The following is a 20,854-nucleotide window of genomic DNA, read 5'->3' as shown; positions in this document are numbered from 1 at the left end:
CGGGACGGGGGAGCCCTCGGCTCAGTACGCTCCGCCGAGGGACGTCTTGGCGTTGGACGGGTCGTAGGCGCGGTCGGCGATGATGACGTCCTCGGGGATGCCCTCGCCGGCGTAGAACTTCTGGGCGGTGGCGAACGCGAGCGGCCCGAAGCGCGGGTTGGACTCGATGACGGCGTTCAGTTCGCCGTTGGCGAGGGCCTGGACGGCGTTGCGGGTGCCGTCGATGGACACGATCTTGATGTCCTCGCCGGGAGCCTTGCCCGCGGCCTTGAGGGCGGTCACGGCGCCCAGCGCCATCTCGTCGTTCTCCGCGTAGACCGCGGTGATGTCGGGCTTCGACTGGATCAGCTGCTCCATGACCTGCTGGCCCTTGTCGCGGGCGAACTCGCCGGTCTGCTGGGCGACGATCTCGAGCCCCGGTGCCTGCGCCTTGACCTGGTCGACGAAGCCCTTGGTCCGGTCGGTGGTGACGCTGTTGCCGGAGGAGCCGAGCAGGATGGCGACCTTCCCCTTGCCGCCGGTCGCCTTGATCATCGCGTCCGCGGCGCGCCTGCCCTGCTCCACGAAGTCCGAGCCCAGGAAGGCCAGATAGTCCTTGCAGGCGGTGGCGTTGACCTTGCGGTCGATCGTGAGGACGGGCACCTTCTTGGCGGCGGCCGCCTGGAGGGCCGGCTCGAGACCGTCGGAGTTGAGCGGGGCGACGATCAGGAACTGCGCGCCCTGGGCCAGCATGTCCTGGATGTCGCTGATCTGCTTCGACAGCTGCGACTGCGCGTTCGTGGTGAGCAGCTTCTTCACGCCGACCTTCGCGGCCTCGTCCTTGATGGACTGCGTCTCCGCGATACGGAAGGGGTTGGCCTCCTTCTCCGACTGGGAGAAGCCGACGACCGCGTTCTCGAGGTCGAGCTTCGGAGCGCCGTACGTCGTCAGCGAGCACCCGGGACCCGCGGACGCCGACGGCGTCTGGACCACCTGCGCGCCCTGACTGCTGTCGCCGCCCGCGTCGTTCGTGGTCTCGGACTTCGCGCAGCCGGACAGCGCGAGGGTCGCGGTGGCGGCCACGAGGCAGGCGACGGAGAACGTGCGGGATCTCATCGGAAGGGTCATGTGAGGACACTCCTTGGCGGGGGACAGCACCGCCGAGTGGCGTGCGGTCGCGCGGGGGTGGGGAAACGTTGTCAGCCTGCGGTGGAGACCCGGGTGTCCGGGTAAGTACGGTCCTGACCTGGGGAGTTCAAAGCTCGACGCCGCCGACCGGTCGAACGGTGACGGCGGCTTTACAACGTTATAACGGCGCCTTGGTGCGCGCGGCAAGAGTGCGGCGCGACGTTTCCGCGACGAGTCCGGGCGCTTCGACACCGCACCGCACCACGGCGTGTGACGAGCGATCAGCCGACGGCTGCGCGGGGTCTGGACAGCCGTCGGGTGGCGTGCTGTCATTCCGCTGCACCCCGATTTCCAACGTTGGAATGACGGCCGGCCGTCGCGGTCGGCCACTCTGTGCCACCGGGCGCACCTCCCGCGATCCCGGGTGTCGGGGCGACGACACGGCACCCCGCGCCGGGCGGTCCAGCCGTCACGCCGCCGTCCTCCAGCCCTCCGCGTCCGCCTCCGATTCCCCTCTGTCACGAGGAAAGATTCGATGACACGACGACCTGCCACCCGCCCCCGAGGCTCCCGAGCCAGGCTGTGGGCGCTCCTGACCGCGGTAGCCCTGCTGCTGCCCACGAGCACCCTGATCCCCGCCGCATCGGCCGCCGAGCCGACCCATGAGACGTCCGCCGGATCCGCGCAGCACCCCGCCATCGAGGTACACGGCCTGAAGGGCGAGTACTTCAGCATGTCGGCCCCGGGCGCACGGGACTTCGCCGAACTCGGCGGCACATCCCTCGACCCGCAGATCAACTTCTCCGGACTGACCGGCACCTTCCAGAGCCTCACCGGTCGGGCCGAGCACACCACCGCCCGCTGGACGGGCCGGATCGAGGCGCCGGCGACCGGCGACTACACCTTCCACGGCATCGGGGACAACGGCTTCCGGCTCTTCGTCGACGGGAAGCCGGTCATCGACCACTGGGTGCCGGACTGGGACAAGGAGCAGAACAGCGCGCCGATCCGGCTCACCGCCGGGGAGGAGCACGACTTCCGTCTGGAGATGTTCCAGGACGTCGGCGGCGCGAACATGTTCCTGCGCTGGTCGACCCCGGCGATGGCCAAGCAGCTCGTCCCTGAATCGGCGTTCACCCCGCCCGCCGACTTCGAGGTCCACCCGGTCGAGCTGACCGTCGACGAGAGCGGCCGCCGGCTGCGCGCCCGGTTCGAGAACGAGGTCTCCGGCCTCGCCGCGGTCGAGGACCACCTCACGATCGAGGCCGACACCACCCCCATGCCGATCCGCTCGGTCACCGCCGCCCCCGGCGACCGGACCTCCCTGCTCGTCACCCTCGCCGAGCCGATCCAGAAGAGCCAGCAGGTCAGGGTCGACTACGACGGCGAGGGCGGCCTCAAGGACGGCACCGTGACCGTGCCGCGGCTTCTCCGCTCCGCGACGAACGCCTCCACCCACCGGCTCACCACCGCGTGGGGCGACCGCCTGGACGAGAAGAACCCCCTGCCCGAATACCCGCGCCCCCAGCAGGTACGGGGCAGGTGGCAGAACCTCAACGGGCCCTGGCAGTTCGCGGGCGCCGACGCCGGCGAGCGACCCGTCTTCGGCAAGGACCTCGACGAGAAGATCATCGTGCCGTTCCCGGTCGAGTCGCAGCTCTCCGGTGTCGAGCGGCACGAGGACCACATGTTCTACCGCAGGCTCGTCGACGTGCCCAAGAACTGGAAGGTCGGCACGGGAGACAAGGACAACCGCCTGAAGCTCAACTTCGGCGCCGTCGACTACCAGGCCCGGGTCTGGGTCAACGGCACGCAGGTGGCCGAACACACCGGCGGCTACAACGCGTTCAGCGCCGACATCACCGACGCCGTCGAGGGGACCGGGCCGCAGGAGGTCGTGGTGGCGGTCACCGACACCGGCGGCCGCAACCAGCCGACCGGCAAGCAGTCCACCAACCCGGGCGGCATCTTCTACACCCAGTCGTCCGGCATCTGGCAGACCGTCTGGATGGAACCCGTCGCTCCCGTCTCCATCGACAACGTCGTCACCACCCCCGACATCGACACCGCCACCCTGGCGGTGACCGTCGAGTCCGACGACGCGCAGCCCGGCGCCCGCGCCGAGGCCGTCGCCCGCGACGCCCGCGGCAAGGTCGTCGGCCGGGTCACCGGCCCCGCCAACAGCGCCCTGCGCCTGCCCGTGGCCCGGCAGCACCTCTGGAGCCCGGACGACCCGTACCTCTACGACCTCGACGTGAAGCTGACCGACGGCAGGTCGACCGACACCGTCGACAGCTACTTCGGCATGCGGAAGATCGGCATCGAGAAGGTCGGCGGCTTCCAGAAGCTGGTGCTCAACGGCAAGCCGATCTTCTCCCTCGCCACCCTCGACCAGGGCTTCTGGCCCGACGGCCTCTACACCCCGCCGAGCGACCAGGCCCTCGCCTTCGACCTGGAGGCACACAAGAAGCTCGGCTTCAACGCCGTCCGCAAGCACATCAAGGTGGAGTCGCCGCGCTGGTTCTACCACGCGGACCGGCTCGGACTCCTGGTCTGGCAGGACTTCGTCTCGGGCGACCTCACCGACGAGACGGGCCGCACGGCCTTCGTCGAGCAGGGGCGGGAGATGATGCGCCAGCACCACAGCTCGCCCTCCGTCATCGGCTGGATCGTCTTCAACGAGGGCTGGGGCGAGTGGAACCGTGAGGAGACCGGCCGCCTCGCCGACTCGGTCGAGGAGGCCGACCCGTCCCGCGTCGTCAACGCCCACAGCGGTGTGAACTGCTGCAATTCCAAGGGGGATTCGGGCAAGGGCGACATCATCGACCACCACGACTACAACAACACCGACCCGGCCTACCCCGACCCGGAGCGGGCCGCCATGGACGGCGAGCACGGCGGCTTCACCCTGCGCACCCCCGGCCACATGTGGCCCGGCGCGCCGACGGTGATCTACAGCGGTGTCGCCGACAAGGAGGCGCTCACCCGCAGGTACGTCGAGAACACCGAGAAGTACTACCTCGAAGCCGCCGGCGCCGAACTCTCCGGATCCGTCTACACCCAGATCTCGGACCTGGAGAACGAGCTCAACGGCCTCTACACGTACGACCGTCGGGACATCAAGGTCGACCCGGTGCGCGTACGCGAGATCAACCGCGAGGTCATCGCGGCCGGCGCCGCCGCCGGTCGCCGTGAGGTGCCGAAGGGCGGCGGATCCTGGGCCCTCGACGAGGGCGCCGGCACCACGGCCCGGGACGCGGGCCCGGGCGCCAGGCACCTGACGCTCACCGAGGGCTCCACCTGGGCCCCGGGGGTGAGCGGCAGCGCCCTGAGGTTCGACGGCCAGGGGCAGTTCGCGCAGACCGACGGCCCGGTGCTCGACACGACCGCGAGCTACTCCGTCTCCGCCTGGGCGACCCTCGACGCGCTGCCCGGCAACTACGCGACCGTCGTCAGCCAGGACGGCCGGCGCCAGGAGAACCCCTTCTACCTCCAGTACGGGCAGGGCGCCTTCGCCTTCAGCACCCCCGGCGGCAACCGCGCCCGCCATGTCACCACCCCCGAACCGGGCCGCTGGTACCACCTCGTCGGTGTCCGTGACGCGACGAAGAACGAGATCAGGCTGTACGTCGACGGCGCCCTCGCGGCGACGGCCTCCTCCGGCCCGGCGGACGTCGGCACCGGCCCGCTCTCCGTCGGCCGGGCCCGCTGGGGCGGCGCGGACGTCGACTTCTGGAAGGGCTCCATCGACCAGGTCCACGCCTACGACAGGGCGCTGACCGGCGAGGAGGTGACCGCCCTCCACACCCGCGAGAGGCCGTGACCGACGCGGCCCGGGGCACGCGCCCGGCGGCCGGACGGGGCTGGACCGCCCCGCCCGGCCGCCGTGCGCGCCGCGCGTGCCGCACCGCGCGTACCGCCCGATGCGCCCCGTTCGGGTCGACCCGGTGAGGCGCCGTCGACATGGGCGGGCTCCGGCCGTCACACTGATCGCGGAGGTGACGCGAATGGTGGAATCGGTGGACATGCGTGCCGCGGTCCGGGAGACGTACGGGCCGGCCGACCTCAGTTCCGTTCCGGTGTTCGCCGGAGGGTTCATCAACTTCGGGTACTGGCGGTCGATCGATCTCGCCGGGCCGCTCTCGGTCGACGACCGTGTCCGCAGCCAGGAGGACCTGTACCGGCAGGTGCTCGACGCCGCCGGCCCGCTCGCCGGCCGGCGGATCGTCGAGGTCGGCTGTGGCCTCGGTGTCGGGTGCGCGCTCGCCCTGCGCGAGTACCGGCCGGAGCATGTGACCGGCATGGACATCCACCCGCAGCAGCTCGACCGAGCCCGTGAGGCCAACGCGGAGCTGCTGGAGGCCGCACCGTCGGGGCTCCGGTTCGTACGCGGCGCGGCGGAGGAGATGCCGTTCGGCGACGGCGAGTTCGACTGCGTCTACAGCGTCGAGGCCGCCCAGCACTTCGACGACATGATCGCCTTCACCCAGGAGGCCGCCCGGGTGCTGCGGCCCGGCGGGCGGGTGGCCGTCGCGAGCTTCTTCACCCCGGACGACGACCCGGGCAACGGCGCCCGACTCGCGTCGCTCCTGGAGTCGTACGCCGACGGGCTGGACATCGCCCGTCCCGCCACGCTCGTGACCGACGCGTTCACCCGGGCGGGCCTGGCGGACGCGCGGGCCGTGTCCATCGGCCCGGACGTCTGGGAGGGCTGGGACCGCTGGCTGTCGGACCAGTGGAAGCCGGGCACCTGGCCGCGCAACTTCCTGAAGGCCTATGAGCAGGGCAGCCTCGACTACTACGTCGTCACGGCCACCCGCCCGCAGACCTGACCCCCGAGCCCGCGCCCGCCGCCGCGCGCCCCGCCGATCGCGGGGCCGCACTTGGCCTATACCAATCGCGCGGGCCCCAGTAGGCTCCTCCGTGGCCGGCGGCACCCCCCTTCCCCCCACCCCGGTTGCGTGCCGGCGCGGGCTGCGCCGACCCCCACTGCCCCGAGCAGCCGGTTCCCCCCATGCGCCGCCTCCAGGAGGATCACGGTGAACATGCGCACGAGAAGCTCGGCGATCATCGGCACCATCTCCCTCGTCGCCTCCCTCGCCCTGACCACGGCGTCGGCGGAGGACCGCGACGCCCGGCACCAGGTCGCGAAGGTCGCGCAGGCGGGGAAAACCGCGAAGATCGCGCTCACGAAGGTGGCCACGGCGCGTAACCCCACCGCCGGCACCGCAGGACCCGGCGGCACGGTCTGGATCGCCGAACGGGCGGGCACCGTACGGGTGTTGGGCGCCCGCGGACTCGGTGAGCCGGTGCTCGACATCTCCGCAGAGACCACCACCGACGGTGAACGCGGCCTCCTCGGCATCGCGTTCGACAACAGGCGCGCGTACTTCTACATCTCGTACACGAACCTCGAAGGCACCAGCACCATCGACGAGTTCGCCGTGCGGAACGGCAAGCTCAGGCCGGAGACCCGGCGTACCGTCCTCACCCAGACGCAGCCGTACGCGAACCACAACGGCGGAGACATCAGGTTCGGGCCCGACGGATACCTCTACATCGCGTTCGGTGACGGAGGCGCGGGCGGCGACCCGCACGGCAACGGGCAGAAGCTCGACACGCTGCTCGGCAAGCTGCTCCGGATCGACCCGCGCGGCGGCACGCCGTACGCGATCCCGGCGGACAACCCCTTCGTGAACGACCCGAACGCGAAGGACGAGATCTGGGCGTACGGGCTGCGCAACCCGTGGCGGTTCTCCTTCGACGCGCGCACGGGCGACCTGCTGATCGGCGACGTCGGCCAGAACGACTGGGAGGAGATCGACTGGGCACCGGCGAGGAGCAGAGGCGGCGAGAACTACGGCTGGTCCCAGATGGAGGGCACCCATCCCTTCCGGGGCGGCGTCGAGCCGGCGAACCACGTGCGCCCGATCCACGAGTACGCCCGCACCGGCCTCGGCTGCTCGGTGACGGGCGGATTCGTCTACCGGGGCGACGCCATCCCGGCGCTCAGAGGGCAGTACGTGTTCAGTGACTACTGCGACGGCACCATCCGTTCGCTCACGTTGAGGAACGGCAAGGTGACCGCGGTGAACGACCTCGGTGTCCAGGGCGGCGAGGTCATCTCGTTCGTACAGGGCTGCGAGGGCGAGCTGTACGTCCTCGCGCTGGGCGGCACCATCACCCGCATCGACCCCGCGTAGCGCCGGCGCACCCCGGCACGGTGTCGCCGCCGGTGGCCGGGGTATACCCGTCGCGAGAACGGGGGTACGGGGGCGAGGGGGACGTGCATGTCACGGCAGGGCAAGCGTGACCGGTGGAGCTGCGCGATCATGACGGTGATGTTCCTGCCGTTCGTCGCGGGACTTGCGTACGTGGTGGTGGGAGCGGCCTGGCGGGCCGGTCGAGCCCTCTGGACGCGGGGGTTTCCCCTGCTGGCCGAGGGGGACGCGGGGGCGTGGAAGGCCGTCGCGTTCTTCAGCCCGCTCGTGGCCGCGATCGCCTTCATCGTCTGGCACGTGGGCCGCGACGGCGGGCCCAACCCCCGGCCCGGCCGGAAGGTCTACCAGGGCGAGGACTGGATCTGGGTGCCCGACGACACCCCGGACCCCGGCCCCGGCCTCGGGCCACGCCCTTGCCCCGACCGGGACGGCGGCTCCGCCGGCCGCGACCGTACCGACTGAACGGCGCGGGGGGACGGTGGATGCTGAGGCGTCAGCCGCGTCAGCCGCGTCAGCCGCGTCAGCCGCGTCGGCGGCGTCGGCGCAGGCTGCGCCGGTAGGTGAGTCCGCCCGGCAGCCGCACGGACGCGCTTCGCCCGCCACCGCTGTGGCGGGTGAGGTGCGCCCGGCGCGGGCCGAAACTCACCGACCAGCCGTGCGTGCCGATGTTCAGCCGGAGCAGCTTCGGGATGATCGTGATCTGCCGGTGGTAATAGATCGACATATCGGCCTCCTCGGCTCCATGGTGCGCGCCGATCGCGGCGGGGCCGTCACCGCCGCGCCACGATCCTGTCACCGCGTCACGTGGCCCGGAGCGGGAGATCGATGCCGCGCCCGCGCCGTACCCCGCGTCAGCGGACGGCCGCGGGGTGCGGGCACTCCGGCAGCGACGGCCGGTCCTTGGTGCGGACGGCGGGGAGCCAGGCCCCCGGGCGTGCGGAGCCGGACGGGAGCCGCACCCGGAACCACCGGGTGGACCACCGGTCCTCCTCGTCGATGATGGGCTGGCCCTCGGCCAACTGGCAGTCGGCGACCAGGACATCGCCGTGCCACACCCTGGTGGCTACCACGTTGTCGGCGGTGTACGGCCGCGTGGGATCGATCGCCAGGCCCAGACTGCACTGGCGTTCCCGGTCGGCCCGCTCCCGGCAGCCCTGCTCCGCGTTGAAGACCCGTACCGTGCCGGCCGTCGCGCCCGCACCGCCCGGCGGCGTCGGCGAACTCACCCGTACCGCGTCCGAGGACAGGGCCGCGCCCGCGATCCCGCACAGCGCGGTGGCGAGGACGGCGCCGCGGGCACGGCCCCGCCGCCGCCCCGCGCCCGCCCCCCTCCGCGTCCGCGTCGTCGTCCCGGGCGTCTCCTGCCGGGCGGCGATGCGGGCGAGCAGGCTCTCGGCGGTGTGCGGGGCGCGCGCCGCGTGCGTCGGGGCGAGACAGTCCACGGCCAGCGCGCGCCAGAACGGCGGCACCCCGTGGTCCATGCGCAGCGGGGCACGCCCCGCCGCGTACTCCTGGACGGCGGCGCCCCGCGCCATGGGCGTGGCACCGGCGAAGGGGGACGCGCCCGACGCGAAGACCTCGTGGACGACGATGCCCAGGGCCCAGATGTCGGCCGTCGCCCGGACCCGCACGCCGAGTTCGCCGAGGGGCGCCCGCCAGCGCTCGGGCGGCAGGTAGTCCAGGGTCCCCATGGGCGGCGCGTATCCGTGGGTACCGGTCAGCTCGGTGGCGAGACCGAAGTCCGAGAGCTTCACGGAGCCGTCCTCGCCCAGCAGGACGTTCTCCGGCTTGAGGTCGGCGTGCACCCAGCCCGACCGGTGGAGATGGACCAGCCCCTCGCAGATCCCGGCGATCAGCCGGCCGCGCTCGCCCTCGGGCACCCCCGCGTCGACGAGCTCCCGCAGACTGCCGGCCGCCCGCTCCATCACCAGCACGATCGCGCCCTCCAGGGAGGGCCGGTCGGGCGCCGCGAGCACGAACGACTCCAGGAGTCCGATCAGCCGGGGATGCCCGGTCCTGCGTCCGAGTTCGACCTCGCGGCGCGCGGACTCCACGATCCTGCTCGCCTGGCGCGGTGCGAGCCCGGCGGTCGGCATGATCTTGAGCGCGACGTCGCTCGAGGCCGTGGCCGCGCCGGCCCCCGGCGGACCGTCCGGGTGGTGTCCGTCGGCCGGCCGCGCCGCGTAGACGGTGGACCAGCCGCCCGCCCCGATCAGCCGGGTGACCACCCACCTCCCCACCCGGTAGCCGGGCGGGAGCACGTCCGTCCGGTCGCACTCGGTGGTGTCGCCCGGGCCGTGCGGCGGCCTCATCGGGCGGCCTGCCGCTCCCGCCCGCCGGCCGCCGTCAGGGGCGGCAGCAGCCCGAGGTGCTCCTCCCGTACGAGCCCGAAGCGCAGCGCGAGCCCGACGATCTCCTCCCGCTTGCCGTTGCGACGGTCGCCCTTGCCCGGCTCGTGGGCGTCCAGGACGCCGATGCGCAGCTTCTCCTCGGCGAGGTAGTCGATGTGCGAGCTGACCGCCCGCGCCGTCGGCGTGCCGCCGCCGACGTGCCCCCTGAGCCGCTCGACGATCTGGGGAGTGGTGGGGACCGCCACCCGCGACTGGTCGCGCAGGCGCGGTTCGCAGAGCGCGACGAGGACGAGGAAGTACGTGGCCGTCTCGTCCAGGGAGTACGCGGTGACCGTGCTGTTCCCCCAGGGGACGCCCCGTGCCTCCGGGTCGAGATAGAGGTGGTCGGGGGCGAACACCTGGAAGGAGATGGTGACATCACCGCGCGTCGGCAGCACCACGCGGGAGAACTCGAACGGGATGGGCGCCCCGACCCGTCGGGGCGGGACCCTGAGGTACTCGCCCGCCCCCTCCGGGTTCTCCACGAGGTAGCTGTGGGTGGTGCTGTGGTTCGTCAGCTGCCAGTGGTCGTCGGTCACGCGGATCTCCCCGGCCAGCCGGGAGATCGCCGGATCGTCGAGGCGCAACTCGACGGGGACCGCCGTGGAGCCCCGTCCGAAGCGGGCGACCTCGCCCGGACCGAGCCGTAACGTCACCGCGTCACCGCGCGGTTCGCCGGCGTCGGCGCCACCGCTTCCCTGCGGTAGATGGACGACTACGCCGCTCACCGCACCCCCCGTTCCCCGCGTCGCTTGTCGGACGAGCGGAACGATACTCATCTCACCGGGGAGTACACCGGCGTACTTTGGCCACATCGCCGGAACCGGCCGCCGGGGGCGTGGATGCCTCGTTCCACGGCGCGCACAGTGGGGAACGTCACTGTTCGGGGAGGGTCGGCGCCCGGGTCCGAGGGGACGCTCGGGGCGAACCGAACACCTGAAGCCCCGTCACGTGGCGCGATCCGCACCCTCCGTTCACAGAGCGGGACTGCCCGAGACGAGAGGTGCGACCGCGCGATCGCCGAAAGCCGTCCACGGCTGCCACCCGCCGCTCGGCCGCTCCTGGACACGGGTCCGCAGCCGGCCCGCGACCGTGACGGCGAAGACGTGCAGCCGCCCGGTGGAGTCGAGGGCGGCCGTGGGCGCGGCGGCGAGCCGCATGCCGGGTTCGCCGAACTCGGCCTCGTGGGACAGGCTCCCGCCCGGTGCCACCTGCCAGCGGTGGCTCAGCCGGGCCCCGCCGGGCGTCAGCGAGAACGCCTCGAGCCGGCCGTCGGCGTTGGCCGCGAGCGCCGGGGCGGCGGCGCTCCAGCCGAACAGCGGCAGCCACTCGTCCCAGCCACCGCTCGCCACGGTCTGCCGCCTGGCGAAGGTGCCCACGCCCGACGGGCCGATCGCCGCGACGGTGAGCCGGCCGCTGCCGTCCCGGCCCACCCGGGGCGCGGCGCCGGCCGCGGTGCCGAACGGATGCCACGCGCCGGTCCAGGGGCCGCCGGGCGTTTCCTGCCAGCGGTGACGTATCCCGGCGCCGCCGGGCGAGAGGAGGAACACCTCCAGCCGGCCGTCGCCGTTGACCCCGACCACCGGCGGCGCACCCGCCGCCCCACCGAAGCCGGGCTCCCACGCCTCCCAGGTCAGGGACCCGGGCGAGGCCTGCCGTCGGCGGGCGACGGAGGCGCCGCCGGGGCTCGGGGCGAAGACCTCCAGCCGACCGCCGGCGTCGCGGGCGACGGCCGGGGCGGCGCCGGCCGGGCCGCCGAACTCCTCCCAGTCGTACCAGCCGCCGTCCGGCCGCTGGACCCGGTGGTGCAGGCGGGCGCCGCCCGGGGCGAGCGAGAACACCTCCAGCCTGCCGTGGGTGGCGGGGCCGGCTGCGTGGTGGCCGAGCGTGGGCGCCGCACCGGCAGGCCCCCCGAACGTCTCCCACTCCGACCAGGTGTCGGTGGACGGGTCGACCTGGACGCGCCGGAGCATCGAGCGGTCGGCGGCGTCGAGCGCGAACACCGTCAGGCGCCCGTGCACGTCCAGGCCGGCCACCGGGTTGTCGGCGCTCTGCCACGGCGGCGGCGTGTCCTGCCAGGAGAGCGGCGCCACGTACAGCCCGTTGCGGAACCAGCCCGCGGCACTGGTGTGCCAGGCCTCCCCGTCACGGACCACCTCGACCGCATGACCGGCCACATGGCCCGCGTAGCCGGCGAGTTCGAAGCGGAACGGGTCCCGGGACGCGAGGACGTCGGTGCCCTCGTAGCCGCCCCGCGGACCGATGAACAGGTAGTACCAGCCGTCCCGTTCGACGACGTACGGCGACTCGGTGACCGAGACGGTCGCGTCCGTGCTCGCGTCGGTGAACGCGACGCCCGGCTCGCTCCAGCGCAGCAGGTCGGCCGACCGCCGGTAGGCCACGACATGGTGGCCGCCCGCGCCCGAGAGCTCGGTGTAGTACATGACCCATTCGCCGCCGACCCGCACCACCATCGGGTCCCGCGCCGCGAGCCCCCGGAAGAGCGGGCCGGACGGCTCGCGGGTCCAGGTGAACAGGTCGGTCGAGGTGGCGACGTTGATCGCCGCGCCCCGCGCGCCGCCGGCCGCGTAGAACATCCAGAACCTGCCGCCGGCCTCCACGACGTGCGGCGCCCACAGGTGTTCCTCGCCGAAGTACTCCGGGTCGACGGTGAGCGCGTCGGCGTGGCTGGTCCACGGCCCGTACGGGCTCGGCGCGGAGGCGTGGGCGAAGGTGGTCTCCGCCGCGCTGTCCGGGGATTCGCCGCGCGGCGCACTGTCCCCGACGATCCCGAACAGGTGCCAGCGGCCCTGGGCCTTCACCAGCGTGTGATCGTTGAGGTAGCGCGGGCCGGCCGGGGTGGACGGATCGTAGACGTACGAGAACGGTCCCGCGCCCACCCAGCGCTGGGGCGGGGCCGGGGTCTCGGAGGCCGCGGCGGCGGCCGGTGCGGCGGCCAGGAACGGGAGGGAGCCCGCCCCGGCGGCCACACCGCGCAGCAGGCTCCGTCGGCTGATCGGAAGCATGGGATTCCTCCGGGGAGACCGCGTGGCCGGCCGTGCCACAGGTGCGGGGCGCGGCCGGCCACGGGGCGTGGGCGCGGGGCTGTCGGGTGGGTCGGGTGGGTGGCGTGGCCGACCGGGCCGACGCCGACGGCCGGACCGCGGAAGGGCGACCTTTGGCGGGTCGGACCAAGCGGGTCGACCGACGGCTGGTCAGCCCACGGGCGGCCCGGCGGAGTCGTTGACCCAGGTCCACGGGGACCAGGTCGCGAATCCGGTCTGCCATTTGTGGAAGGTGCCGGCGTGACTGGTGCCGAAGATCTCGATGCGCCCGTCGGCGTTGGTGGCGGCGGTTACCTCCGTCCCGCCGGTGCCGAACGTCGCCCACTCGCTGAAGGGGGCGTTCACGGCCGTCTGCCAGGTGTGCATGGCGGTCGTGCCGTTCATCGCGTAGACCTCGACCCGGCCGTCGGCGGTGCGTTCGCTGGTGAGCTGGGCGTCGGCGGGTCCGCCGCCGGTGCCCTCCCAGCGCGACCAACTGCTGGGGCCGGTCTGGTACTTGTGGAAGACACCCTCGGGCCCCGAGGCGAAGACCTCCAGACGGCCGTCGGCGTTGTGGTCGACGGTCAGGTCGCGTCCGCCGGTGCCGAAGTTCTCCCACGGCGACCAGCCGCCGTTGGGTGCGGTCTGGTACTGGTGCTCGAAGGTCGTGCCGTTGAGGGCGAAGACCTCCAGGCGGCCGTCGGGCGCCTTCTCCATCTCCACGCGGCTGTCGGCGGGTCCGCCGCCGGTGGGCTCCCACGGCGACCAGCCGCCGTTCGGGGCGAGCTGGTACCGGTGGAAGAGCCCCTTCGGACCCGAGGCGTACACCTCGATGCGACCGTCCGCGTTGACACCGGCCGCGGTGTCGCGTCCGCCGGTGCCGAAGTTCTCCCAGTTCGACCAGGTGCCCGACGGGCTCAGCTGCCAGCGGTGCTCGAAGGTGTTCCCGTTGAGGGCGAACAGCTCCAGACGGCCGTCGTCGTTGGGCGCGAGGGCGAGCTCGGCGTTGCCGGGACCGCCGAGGGACTCCCACGCCGACCAGTTGCCGTTCGCCTCCTGCTGCCACGCGTGGTGGATGCCGTCGGCCGCCGCCGCGAACACCTCGAGGCGGCCGTCGGCCGACCGCGCCGAGACCACCCGGCCCGACTCCGCCGGGTACACCAGCGGCTCGGGCCGGGGGCCGGTGCCCGGGGTGCAGGGCAGCACCACGCCGCGCTCCGCCAGGTGGACCTCGGGGTCGATCCCCCAGGAGGCGGACGGGTCGCCCCAGATCCGCAGATGGAGGTGCGGGCCGGTGGACTGCCCCTCGGAGCCCATCAGGGCGATCTGCTGGCCGGCCACGACACGGTCGCCGGCCGAGACGTCCCGCCGGGACATGTGCCCGTACTCGGAGATCCGCCCGTCCGGGTGCAGGACCCGGATCCACTGGCCGTAGCCGGGCTCGTAGCCGGAGATGGTCACCTCGCCGTCGCCCACGGCGTAGATGGGCGTCCCGACGTCGTTGGCGATGTCGACGCCGTTGTGGTCGCCGTGGTGGTGCTGGGAGACGAACCCGGCGGCCGGACAGGCCGCGCCGGCAGCGGCGGCCCCGGCGACGGTCGCCGGATCGGCGGTCTTCGCCGCGACCGGGGTCGCGGGCACCAGGGCAGGCAGCAGCAGGGCGGCGGTCGCCGCGAGAACACAGGTCACGGTGCGTCGGGAGAGTCCGGGAATCACGAGACGCTCCTCCCCTCGGTGGTCTCGGGGTGAGTGGGACGGACGTACGGTGCGAGGAGCGCGGTCACGCCTTGCGCAACCGGCCGATGATGCCGTCGATGTCGCGCACGAGCATGTCGTGGCGGACGAAGTGGCCGCCGGGCAGCTCGTGCCACTCGTGCGGGATGCCCGCGTTGCCGAGGAGGGAGCGGAACTCCCGCTGCCCCGCGAGCACCTGGGTCTCGTTGGCGGTGTCGAACCAGTTGATCGGGTCCGGGCTGGTTCCGGCGACCAGGAAGACCCGCTTGTTGCGGTAACTCTCGATCCGCTGCACCGGGTTGTCCGCGCTCACCCGGGCCTCGTCCCAGAACGGCGCGCCGTAGACCGTGCCGCCGTTCAGGTCCAGGACCCCGGAGGAGGCGTTGGCCCAGTGGACCACGAGGCCGTTGTCCCGGCGCAGGCTGGCCGGGCCGGAGTGGGCGCTCACCGAGGCGAAGTGCCCCCAGTACTTGGCGGCGTACTTCAACGCGCCGAAGCCGCCCATCGAGAAGCCGGACACGGCACGGCCGTCGTACTCCGCGTACGTGCGGAAGTTCGCGTCGATCCACGGGATCAGCTGGTCGATGTGGAACGTCTCCCAGTTGCGCGGGCCGACGTTGGAGCTCACCGGGTTGGAGTACCAGCCGGCGTGGCCTCCGTCGGGCATCACGACGATGATCGGCTTGCCGGCCGTCCACTCCCGGATGCGCTCACGGTCGAAGGTGATGAAGTCCTGGTCCGTACCGCCTCCGTGGAGGAGGTAGACCACGGGGTACCTGCGCCCGCTCCAGTGGTAGTCGTCGGGGAGGAGCACGTTGACGGCCGGGTTCCAGCCGATCGCGCTCGTCTGGAACCGGTAGTACCACATGCGGGCGTCGGCCTCGCCGCGCTCCACGATGCGCAGGCCGAAGCCGTCACCGACGGCGGCCGCGGCGGACGCGGAGGCGAGGACGCCCGCGCTGCCGAGGGCCAGCGCGGCCGACAGGCCTCCGGCGGTCTTCAGGATGTTCCTACGGGTGGGGTGCTGCGCGCTCAACGTGTCCTCCTGGTCGTCGCTCAGGCCGTGCGAACGGGCATCTGGAAGGTAGCAACGGGGGGCGGCCGTGAGACCCCGGAAGGTTACGGACTGACAGGCGGGGCGGGGTGGGCTAGGGCGAAACACGCCCTGGTGAGGATGGCCGTCGCCGTCGCCGTCGCCGTCGTCGCCGTCGTCGCCTCTGTCGACCGCAGCCCCGCGCCCAGCCGCCGAGGGTCAACGCCCGGACGGCGTCCGGGAGAAGCACTGCCCCGCACCGGGAACGTCACGGTGCGGGGCAGGGCGCGTGCCGGGAATCGCCGAGGGGCTAGTTGATCGCGGGGCCGGAGCCGTTCAGCCAGCCCCATTCCGACCAGGTGGCGAAGCCGGTCTGCCAGCGGTGGTAGACGCCGGCGTGGCTGGTGCCGAAGACCTCGATGCGGCCGTCGGCGTTGTTGCTCGCGCCGATCGCGGTGCCACCGCCACCGAAGGTCTCCCACGCCGCGAACGCCGTGTTCGGGCTGGTCTGCCAGGTGTGGCTCGCGGTGGTGGAGTTGATCGCGAAGACCTCGACCCGGCCGTCGACCGACCGCGAGGTGGCCAGCTCGGCGTTGGAGATCCCACCGGTGCCCGTCCACTCCGACCACGAGGTCGGACTCGTCTGCCAGCGGTGGAAGACGCCGTCGCGGTTGGAGGCGAAGACCTCCAGCCTGCCGTCCTGGTTGTAGCTGGTCGCGACCGCGTGCCCGCCCTCACCGAACGCCTCCCAGGCGGACCAGCCGCCGTTGACGCCGGTCTGGTAGAGATGCCCGAACGTGGTGTCCGACAGGGCGAAGACCTCCAGCCGTCCGTCCGGTGCGGTCTCCATGGCCAGACGCGCGTTGGCCGGGCCGCCCCCGGATCCCTCCCATCCGGCCCAGCCGCCGCTGGGCGCGGTCTGCCAGCGGTGGAACACGCCGTTGGCGTTGGAGGCGAAGACCTCGATGCGGCCGTCGGCGTTGTTGCCCGCCGCCACCCGGTACCCGCCGGTGCCGAAGTTCTCCCAGGCCGACCACCCCGCGCTCGGCCCGGTCTGCCACATGTGGTCGAACGTCGTCTCCGAGAGCGCGAACAGCTCCAGCCGCCCGTCCGCGTTGGACGCCACCGCCAGCTGCGCGTTGCGCGGACCGCCCGCGAACCGCCACGGCGACCAGGTGCCGTTCACCTCGGTCTGCCACGCGTGGTACACGCCGTCGGCACCGGCGGCGAAGGCCTCCAGGCGCCCGTCCGCGGACCGCCCGGACACCACCCGCCCCGAGGCGTACGGGTGCTTGGGGCCGCCGGCCGCGGCGGACCACAGCGCCTGGGCGATGAGCGTGGCGTCACCCGCCTCGATCCCGTACAGGTGGCGCAGGTCCTCGCGCGGTCGCTGCACGTTCCAGCACACGTCACCGATCGCCACGTTGTTCCACGAGCCGCCCGGGTACTGCTGCTCCATCGCGTCGAGGAAGGCGTTGGTGGCGTACGTCGGGTTCAGCCGCTGCTCCCGGCTGCCCCACCAGTCCTGCTGCTGGAACAGCCCGAGGCTGGTGTGGTCGACGGCCTGGGAGTAGTTGTTCATGCTGGTCTCGACGATGATCGTGGCGATGGCGATCGCCGCGGCGCGCGGGTTGAGCCCCCGGTCCTTCACCGCCTGCGTGACCATCCGCGCGCAGGACATCTTGTACGCGTCCAGATAGCCGGCCATCTTCGCGTTCAGCTGCGGGTTGAGCTGGGTGGCCATGATGCCGTCGGTGGCCGAGGGACCGGCCGGATCACACGGCACGGTCGGAATGGCCATTCCCTCGGGGCCGGCGAAGTACCGCGAGACGCCGTACCGCTCGTCGCCCGGCACAGGAACGGGCCCCTGCCGGGCGACGCCGGCCGAGGCGGTCATCCCCATGACCAGCGCCCAGATACCGGCGACGACCGCCAGTCGCGTGAGCACGCGGTATAAGCCATGTCTTGCCATGGTGTGCCTTTCTGTCGTGAGGTGAGGCCCGTGCGGACGCGGAGATGAGGTCCGCAGACGCGGAAGGCGGGGGACCGGCGACGGAAGAGCGCTCACCGGGCGAGGCCGGCTTCGTCCCCGCGCAGGATCATCAGGCGGGTCCGCCGCAGCGTCCGGCTCGGCGGCACCCCCCAGGCCGTCGGCCGGCCGGCGACGGGCGCGCTCGAAGACGGTCGACGCGTCGGCCTGTCGGCCGTCGCGGCAGAGGGCCTCGCCCGCGTGCGGGACCTCGTCCGGGGAGGACCAGGCCGCAGTCGTAGGCGTGCACGATCGCGGCGGCCCGGTCGCGCAGCCCGAGCTTGACGAGGACCCGCGCGAGGTCCTGGGCCATGGCGGCCTCGGTCAGGGCGAGGGCGTCCGCGATCTCGTCGTCCCGCGGGCCGCATCCGACCGCGACGAGCACCGCGCGCTCCTGGTCCCCGAGCGCGGCGACAGGAGGGCGTGCGGTGGTCGTGGCGGCGGTCGTCGGCATCGGTGTCCCCCGGCTCCGGACGGGTCGGTCTGGCGGGCCGTCGACAACGTAGTGGGGGGAGCGCGGGGCACGGCATCCGGAACGATCCGGAGTGACAGACGCGGGGCGGTCACCCGCGTCCCGCCACGCGCCCCCCGTCGTCCGCTCCGCGCCACGCGCGTTCCCGTCACGTGCCCCCCGTCGTCCGCTCCGCGCCACGCGCGTTCCCGTCACGTGCCCCCCGTCACGTGCCCCCCGTCACACCTCCCACGTGACCGGGAGGCTCTTCACGCCGTAGATGTCGGCGGTCTCCGGGCGCAGGGCGACGTCCTCGGGTGCCACCGCCAGACGCAGGGTGGGGAAGCGCTTGACGAGGGCGGCGATCGCGACCCGCATCTCGACCCTGGCCAGCTGCTGGCCCAGACAGAGGTGGACGCCGTGGCCGAAGGCCAGGTGCCCGCCGGAGTCTCGCTGGATGTCCAGCACATGAGGGTCGGCGTAACGCTCGGGGTCGCGGTTGGCGGTGTTGTACGACAGGATCACCGTCGTGCCGGCCTCGATGGTCACGCCGCCCACCTCGACATCCTCCAGCGCCGTGCGCATGAACGACTTCGCGACGCTCAGATACCGCAGCAGCTCCTCCACGGCCTTGTCGACGAGCGTGGGGTCGGCGCGCAGCGCGGCCAGTTGCTCCGGGTGCTGCAGCAGCGCGAAGGCTCCCAGGCTCAGCATGTTCGCCGTGGTGTCGAATCCCGCCGCCAGCAGGATCAGGGCGATCCCCTTCAACTCCTCGTCGCTCAGGTCGCTGTCGGTGAGTTCGCTGAGCACGTCGTCGGTGGGGTGGGCGCGCTTGGCGACCACCAGCCGGGCGAGGTAGTCCTGCGTCGCGGTGTAGGCCGCGAGCAGGTCCTCGTCGCCCGTCTCGCCGTCCATGAACTTGTCGATCTGTTCCTGGAAGGAGGCCCGGTCCTCGTACGGCACTCCGAGCAGCTCACAGATGACGATGGTGGGGATGGGCTTGGCGAACGCCGTCACCAGGTCGGCCGTCGGGCCGGCCTTCTCCATGGCGTCCAGGCATTCCGTGGTGATCTGCTCGATCCGCTCGGTGAGCAGCCGCATCCGCCGGGCGGTGAACTTGCCCACCAGCGGCTTCCGGTAGCGGCTGTGATCGGGCTCGTCCATGAGCAGGAACTCGCCGGGCGGTGCCGGCGGGAGCTCGAAGTCGACCACGTTCAGCAGATCCTTGCGCGAGCTGAACCGCCGGTCGGCCAGCACCGATCTGACCAGGTCGTACCCGGTGATCAGCCAGCCGGGCTTCCCCCCGGGGTGCGTGTAGCGGCTGATGGGGCTGTGCCGACGCGCGTCGATCAGCTCGGCCGGCGGGTCGAAGGGGCAGCCGCGCGGGCGCTCCGTCGGCAGCGACGTGACGGTGTGGACGGACTCGCTCATGGCCATTCCTCTTCTCGTGACGTTCCGGGGTGACGCGCCACGAAAGCTACGTTGCGTTCATTATCTCGTCAATCATCGTTACGGGATAATGCCTGCTCACCGTAGGTTAATTGATGCAATGGCAGGTGGAGTGAATGCAATGGTGCGTTGCGTTGGCCTGATGTGAAGGCAACCGGCTCGCGCAGTGGGGTCGGCCACCGACCGGTCGCCCGCGTCGCGTTCGGCGTACGTGCTGTCGGCGATCGCCGCGCTGAGGGGCGACCCGGTCCCGCAGGTGATCTTCCGACGGAGCCGCGCAACATTCTTGCGGAACTTGCGATAGTCTTGCGTTCATGACGCGACGACTTGCTCAAGTGGCCAAGAAGGTGGGAGTCAGCGAGGCGACGGTCAGCCGTGTGCTCAACGGCAAGCCCGGTGTCTCCGAGGCGACGCGGCAGTCCGTCCTCACCGCGCTGGACGTGCTCGGGTACGAGCGGCCCACCCAGCTGCGCGGAGAGCGCGCGCGTCTCGTCGGTCTCGTCCTGCCGGAGTTGCAGAACCCCATCTTCCCCGCGTTCGCGGAGGTGATCGGCGGCGCGCTCGCGCAGCAGGGGCTGACCCCCGTGCTCTGTACGCAGACCAAGGGCGGCGTCTCCGAGGCCGACTACGTGGAGCTGCTGCTCCAGCAGCAGGTGTCCGGAGTGGTCTTCGCCGGCGGCCTGTTCGCGCAGGCGGACGCCCCGCACGAGCACTACCACCAGCTGGCGGAACGCAACATCCCGGTGGTGCTCATCAACGCGTCCATCGAGGGGCTCAACTTCCCCTGCGTCTCCTGCGACGACGCCGTCGCCGTCGAGCAGGCCTGGCGCCACCTCGCCTCGCTCGGGCACGAGCGGATCGGCCTCGTCCTCGGCCCGAGCGACCACGTCCCCTCGCGGCGCAAGCTCGAAGCGGCCCGCGCGGTGGCCGAGGCGGCGGGCACGAAGCTGCCCGAGGAGCACGTCGTCCGGTCGATCTTCTCCCTCGAAGGCGGCCAGGCGGCCGCCAACCGCCTCCTGGAGCGGGGTGTCACCGGCATCGTCTGTGCCAGCGACCCGCTCGCCCTCGGCGCCATAAGGGCCGCGCGCAGGAGGGGGCTCGCGGTTCCCTCGCAGGTGTCGGTCGTCGGCTTCGACGACTCCGCCTTCATGAACTGCACGGAGCCCCCGCTCTCCACCGTCCGCCAGCCCATCGAGGCCATGGGGCGTGCGGCGGTCGAGCTGCTCAGCGCCCAGATCCAGGGCACCCAGACGGACCCCGGCGAGCTGCTCTTCGAGCCCGAGCTCGTCGTACGCGGGTCGACGGCGCCGCCGCCGCTCGGCTGACCCGCAGCACCTGACCCGCAGCACCTGATCCGCAGCACCTGATCCGCAGCACCTGACCCGCCTCACCCGAC

15 protein-coding genes are annotated in these 20,854 nt (G+C 72.4%); 5 read left to right on the top strand and 10 right to left on the bottom strand.

What is annotated here, in order from left to right; all coding sequences use genetic code 11:
* Positions 1 to 21 precede the first annotated feature (21 nt).
* The gene (locus ACIPPS_RS13895; RefSeq protein ID WP_401430674.1) at positions 22 to 1,107 is read right to left on the bottom strand and encodes an ABC transporter substrate-binding protein; all 1,086 of its coding nucleotides are present in this window, start codon (positions 1,105 to 1,107) and stop codon (positions 22 to 24) included.
* Positions 1,108 to 1,642: 535 nt separating this feature from the next.
* Between ACIPPS_RS13895 and ACIPPS_RS13890 the strand changes: the two genes are divergently transcribed.
* The 4 genes from ACIPPS_RS13890 (at position 1,643) to ACIPPS_RS13875 (ending at position 7,790) form a co-directional block, all read left to right on the top strand.
* The gene (locus tag ACIPPS_RS13890) at positions 1,643 to 4,930 is read left to right on the top strand and encodes a LamG-like jellyroll fold domain-containing protein (RefSeq protein WP_401430672.1); all 3,288 of its coding nucleotides are present in this window, start codon (positions 1,643 to 1,645) and stop codon (positions 4,928 to 4,930) included.
* Between the two features lie 184 nt (positions 4,931 to 5,114).
* Positions 5,115 to 5,939: a class I SAM-dependent methyltransferase gene (locus ACIPPS_RS13885; protein ID WP_401430670.1), complete on the top strand. Its 825-nt coding sequence runs from the start codon at positions 5,115 to 5,117 to the stop codon at positions 5,937 to 5,939.
* A 207-nt stretch (positions 5,940 to 6,146) separates the two neighbouring features.
* Positions 6,147 to 7,310, top strand: coding sequence for a PQQ-dependent sugar dehydrogenase (locus tag ACIPPS_RS13880; protein WP_401430668.1), 1,164 nt, complete (start codon positions 6,147 to 6,149; stop codon positions 7,308 to 7,310).
* A gap of 87 nt (positions 7,311 to 7,397) precedes the next feature.
* A complete protein-coding gene (locus tag ACIPPS_RS13875; protein WP_401430666.1) occupies positions 7,398 to 7,790 on the top strand; it encodes a hypothetical protein in 393 nt (130 codons plus the stop codon).
* Between the two features lie 58 nt (positions 7,791 to 7,848).
* Here the strand turns inward: ACIPPS_RS13875 and ACIPPS_RS13870 are convergent, their stop codons facing one another.
* The 9 genes from ACIPPS_RS13870 to ACIPPS_RS13830 form a co-directional block, all read right to left on the bottom strand.
* On the bottom strand, positions 7,849 to 8,052 hold the full coding sequence (locus tag ACIPPS_RS13870) for a DUF4236 domain-containing protein (protein WP_401430664.1): 204 nt from the start codon (positions 8,050 to 8,052) through the stop codon (positions 7,849 to 7,851).
* Between the two features lie 127 nt (positions 8,053 to 8,179).
* The gene (locus ACIPPS_RS13865) at positions 8,180 to 9,640 is read right to left on the bottom strand and encodes a serine/threonine-protein kinase (protein WP_401430662.1); all 1,461 of its coding nucleotides are present in this window, start codon (positions 9,638 to 9,640) and stop codon (positions 8,180 to 8,182) included.
* Positions 9,637 to 10,446, bottom strand: a complete 810-nt coding sequence (locus ACIPPS_RS13860) for an FHA domain-containing protein (RefSeq protein WP_401430660.1) — start codon at positions 10,444 to 10,446, stop codon at positions 9,637 to 9,639. The genes ACIPPS_RS13865 and ACIPPS_RS13860 overlap by 4 nt, the downstream gene beginning before the upstream one ends.
* Before the next feature lie 246 nt (positions 10,447 to 10,692).
* Positions 10,693 to 12,744 carry a family 43 glycosylhydrolase gene (locus ACIPPS_RS13855; RefSeq protein ID WP_401430658.1) on the bottom strand — a complete coding sequence of 684 codons (2,052 nt, stop codon included), beginning with the start codon at positions 12,742 to 12,744 and terminating at the stop codon, positions 10,693 to 10,695.
* A 189-nt stretch (positions 12,745 to 12,933) separates the two neighbouring features.
* On the bottom strand, positions 12,934 to 14,478 hold the full coding sequence (locus tag ACIPPS_RS13850) for a peptidoglycan DD-metalloendopeptidase family protein (RefSeq protein ID WP_401430656.1): 1,545 nt from the start codon (positions 14,476 to 14,478) through the stop codon (positions 12,934 to 12,936).
* A gap of 64 nt (positions 14,479 to 14,542) precedes the next feature.
* Complete coding sequence (locus ACIPPS_RS13845; protein WP_401430654.1) at positions 14,543 to 15,532, bottom strand: alpha/beta hydrolase; 990 nt, start codon at positions 15,530 to 15,532, stop codon at positions 14,543 to 14,545.
* Between the two features lie 307 nt (positions 15,533 to 15,839).
* Positions 15,840 to 17,501, bottom strand: a complete 1,662-nt coding sequence (locus ACIPPS_RS13840; protein ID WP_401430652.1) for a peptidase M23 — start codon at positions 17,499 to 17,501, stop codon at positions 15,840 to 15,842.
* 130 nt (positions 17,502 to 17,631) lie between these two features.
* Complete coding sequence (locus ACIPPS_RS13835; RefSeq protein ID WP_401430650.1) at positions 17,632 to 18,012, bottom strand: hypothetical protein; 381 nt, start codon at positions 18,010 to 18,012, stop codon at positions 17,632 to 17,634.
* A 237-nt stretch (positions 18,013 to 18,249) separates the two neighbouring features.
* A complete protein-coding gene (locus tag ACIPPS_RS13830) occupies positions 18,250 to 19,440 on the bottom strand; it encodes a cytochrome P450 (RefSeq protein WP_401430648.1) in 1,191 nt (396 codons plus the stop codon).
* A gap of 332 nt (positions 19,441 to 19,772) precedes the next feature.
* Between ACIPPS_RS13830 and ACIPPS_RS13825 the strand changes: the two genes are divergently transcribed.
* Entirely contained in the window at positions 19,773 to 20,783 is a 1,011-nt protein-coding gene (locus ACIPPS_RS13825) for a LacI family DNA-binding transcriptional regulator (protein ID WP_401430646.1), read from the top strand.
* Positions 20,784 to 20,854: the final 71 nt, after the last annotated feature.

This window comes from Streptomyces sp. NPDC090127 (genome assembly GCF_044746945.1).
In the GTDB taxonomy this organism is placed as follows: Bacteria; Actinomycetota; Actinomycetes; order Streptomycetales; family Streptomycetaceae; genus Streptomyces.
This window is presented reverse-complemented; position numbering and strand designations above follow the sequence as displayed.

Bases quoted from the DNA above. Each gene is read 5' to 3' on its own strand.
- ACIPPS_RS13895 (WP_401430674.1), bottom strand. From the start codon at position 1,107: ATGACCCTTCCGATGAGATCCCGCACGTTCTCCGTCGCCTGCCTCGTG.
- ACIPPS_RS13890 (WP_401430672.1), top strand. From the start codon at position 1,643: ATGACACGACGACCTGCCACCCGCCCCCGAGGCTCCCGAGCCAGGCTG.
- ACIPPS_RS13885 (WP_401430670.1), top strand. From the start codon at position 5,115: ATGGTGGAATCGGTGGACATGCGTGCCGCGGTCCGGGAGACGTACGGG.
- ACIPPS_RS13875 (WP_401430666.1), top strand. From the start codon at position 7,398: ATGTCACGGCAGGGCAAGCGTGACCGGTGGAGCTGCGCGATCATGACG.
- ACIPPS_RS13870 (WP_401430664.1), bottom strand. From the start codon at position 8,052: ATGTCGATCTATTACCACCGGCAGATCACGATCATCCCGAAGCTGCTC.
- ACIPPS_RS13865 (WP_401430662.1), bottom strand. From the start codon at position 9,640: ATGAGGCCGCCGCACGGCCCGGGCGACACCACCGAGTGCGACCGGACG.
- ACIPPS_RS13855 (WP_401430658.1), bottom strand. From the start codon at position 12,744: ATGCTTCCGATCAGCCGACGGAGCCTGCTGCGCGGTGTGGCCGCCGGG.
- ACIPPS_RS13840 (WP_401430652.1), bottom strand. From the start codon at position 17,501: ATGGCAAGACATGGCTTATACCGCGTGCTCACGCGACTGGCGGTCGTC.
- ACIPPS_RS13835 (WP_401430650.1), bottom strand. From the start codon at position 18,012: ATGCCGACGACCGCCGCCACGACCACCGCACGCCCTCCTGTCGCCGCG.
- ACIPPS_RS13830 (WP_401430648.1), bottom strand. From the start codon at position 19,440: ATGAGCGAGTCCGTCCACACCGTCACGTCGCTGCCGACGGAGCGCCCG.
- ACIPPS_RS13825 (WP_401430646.1), top strand. From the start codon at position 19,773: ATGACGCGACGACTTGCTCAAGTGGCCAAGAAGGTGGGAGTCAGCGAG.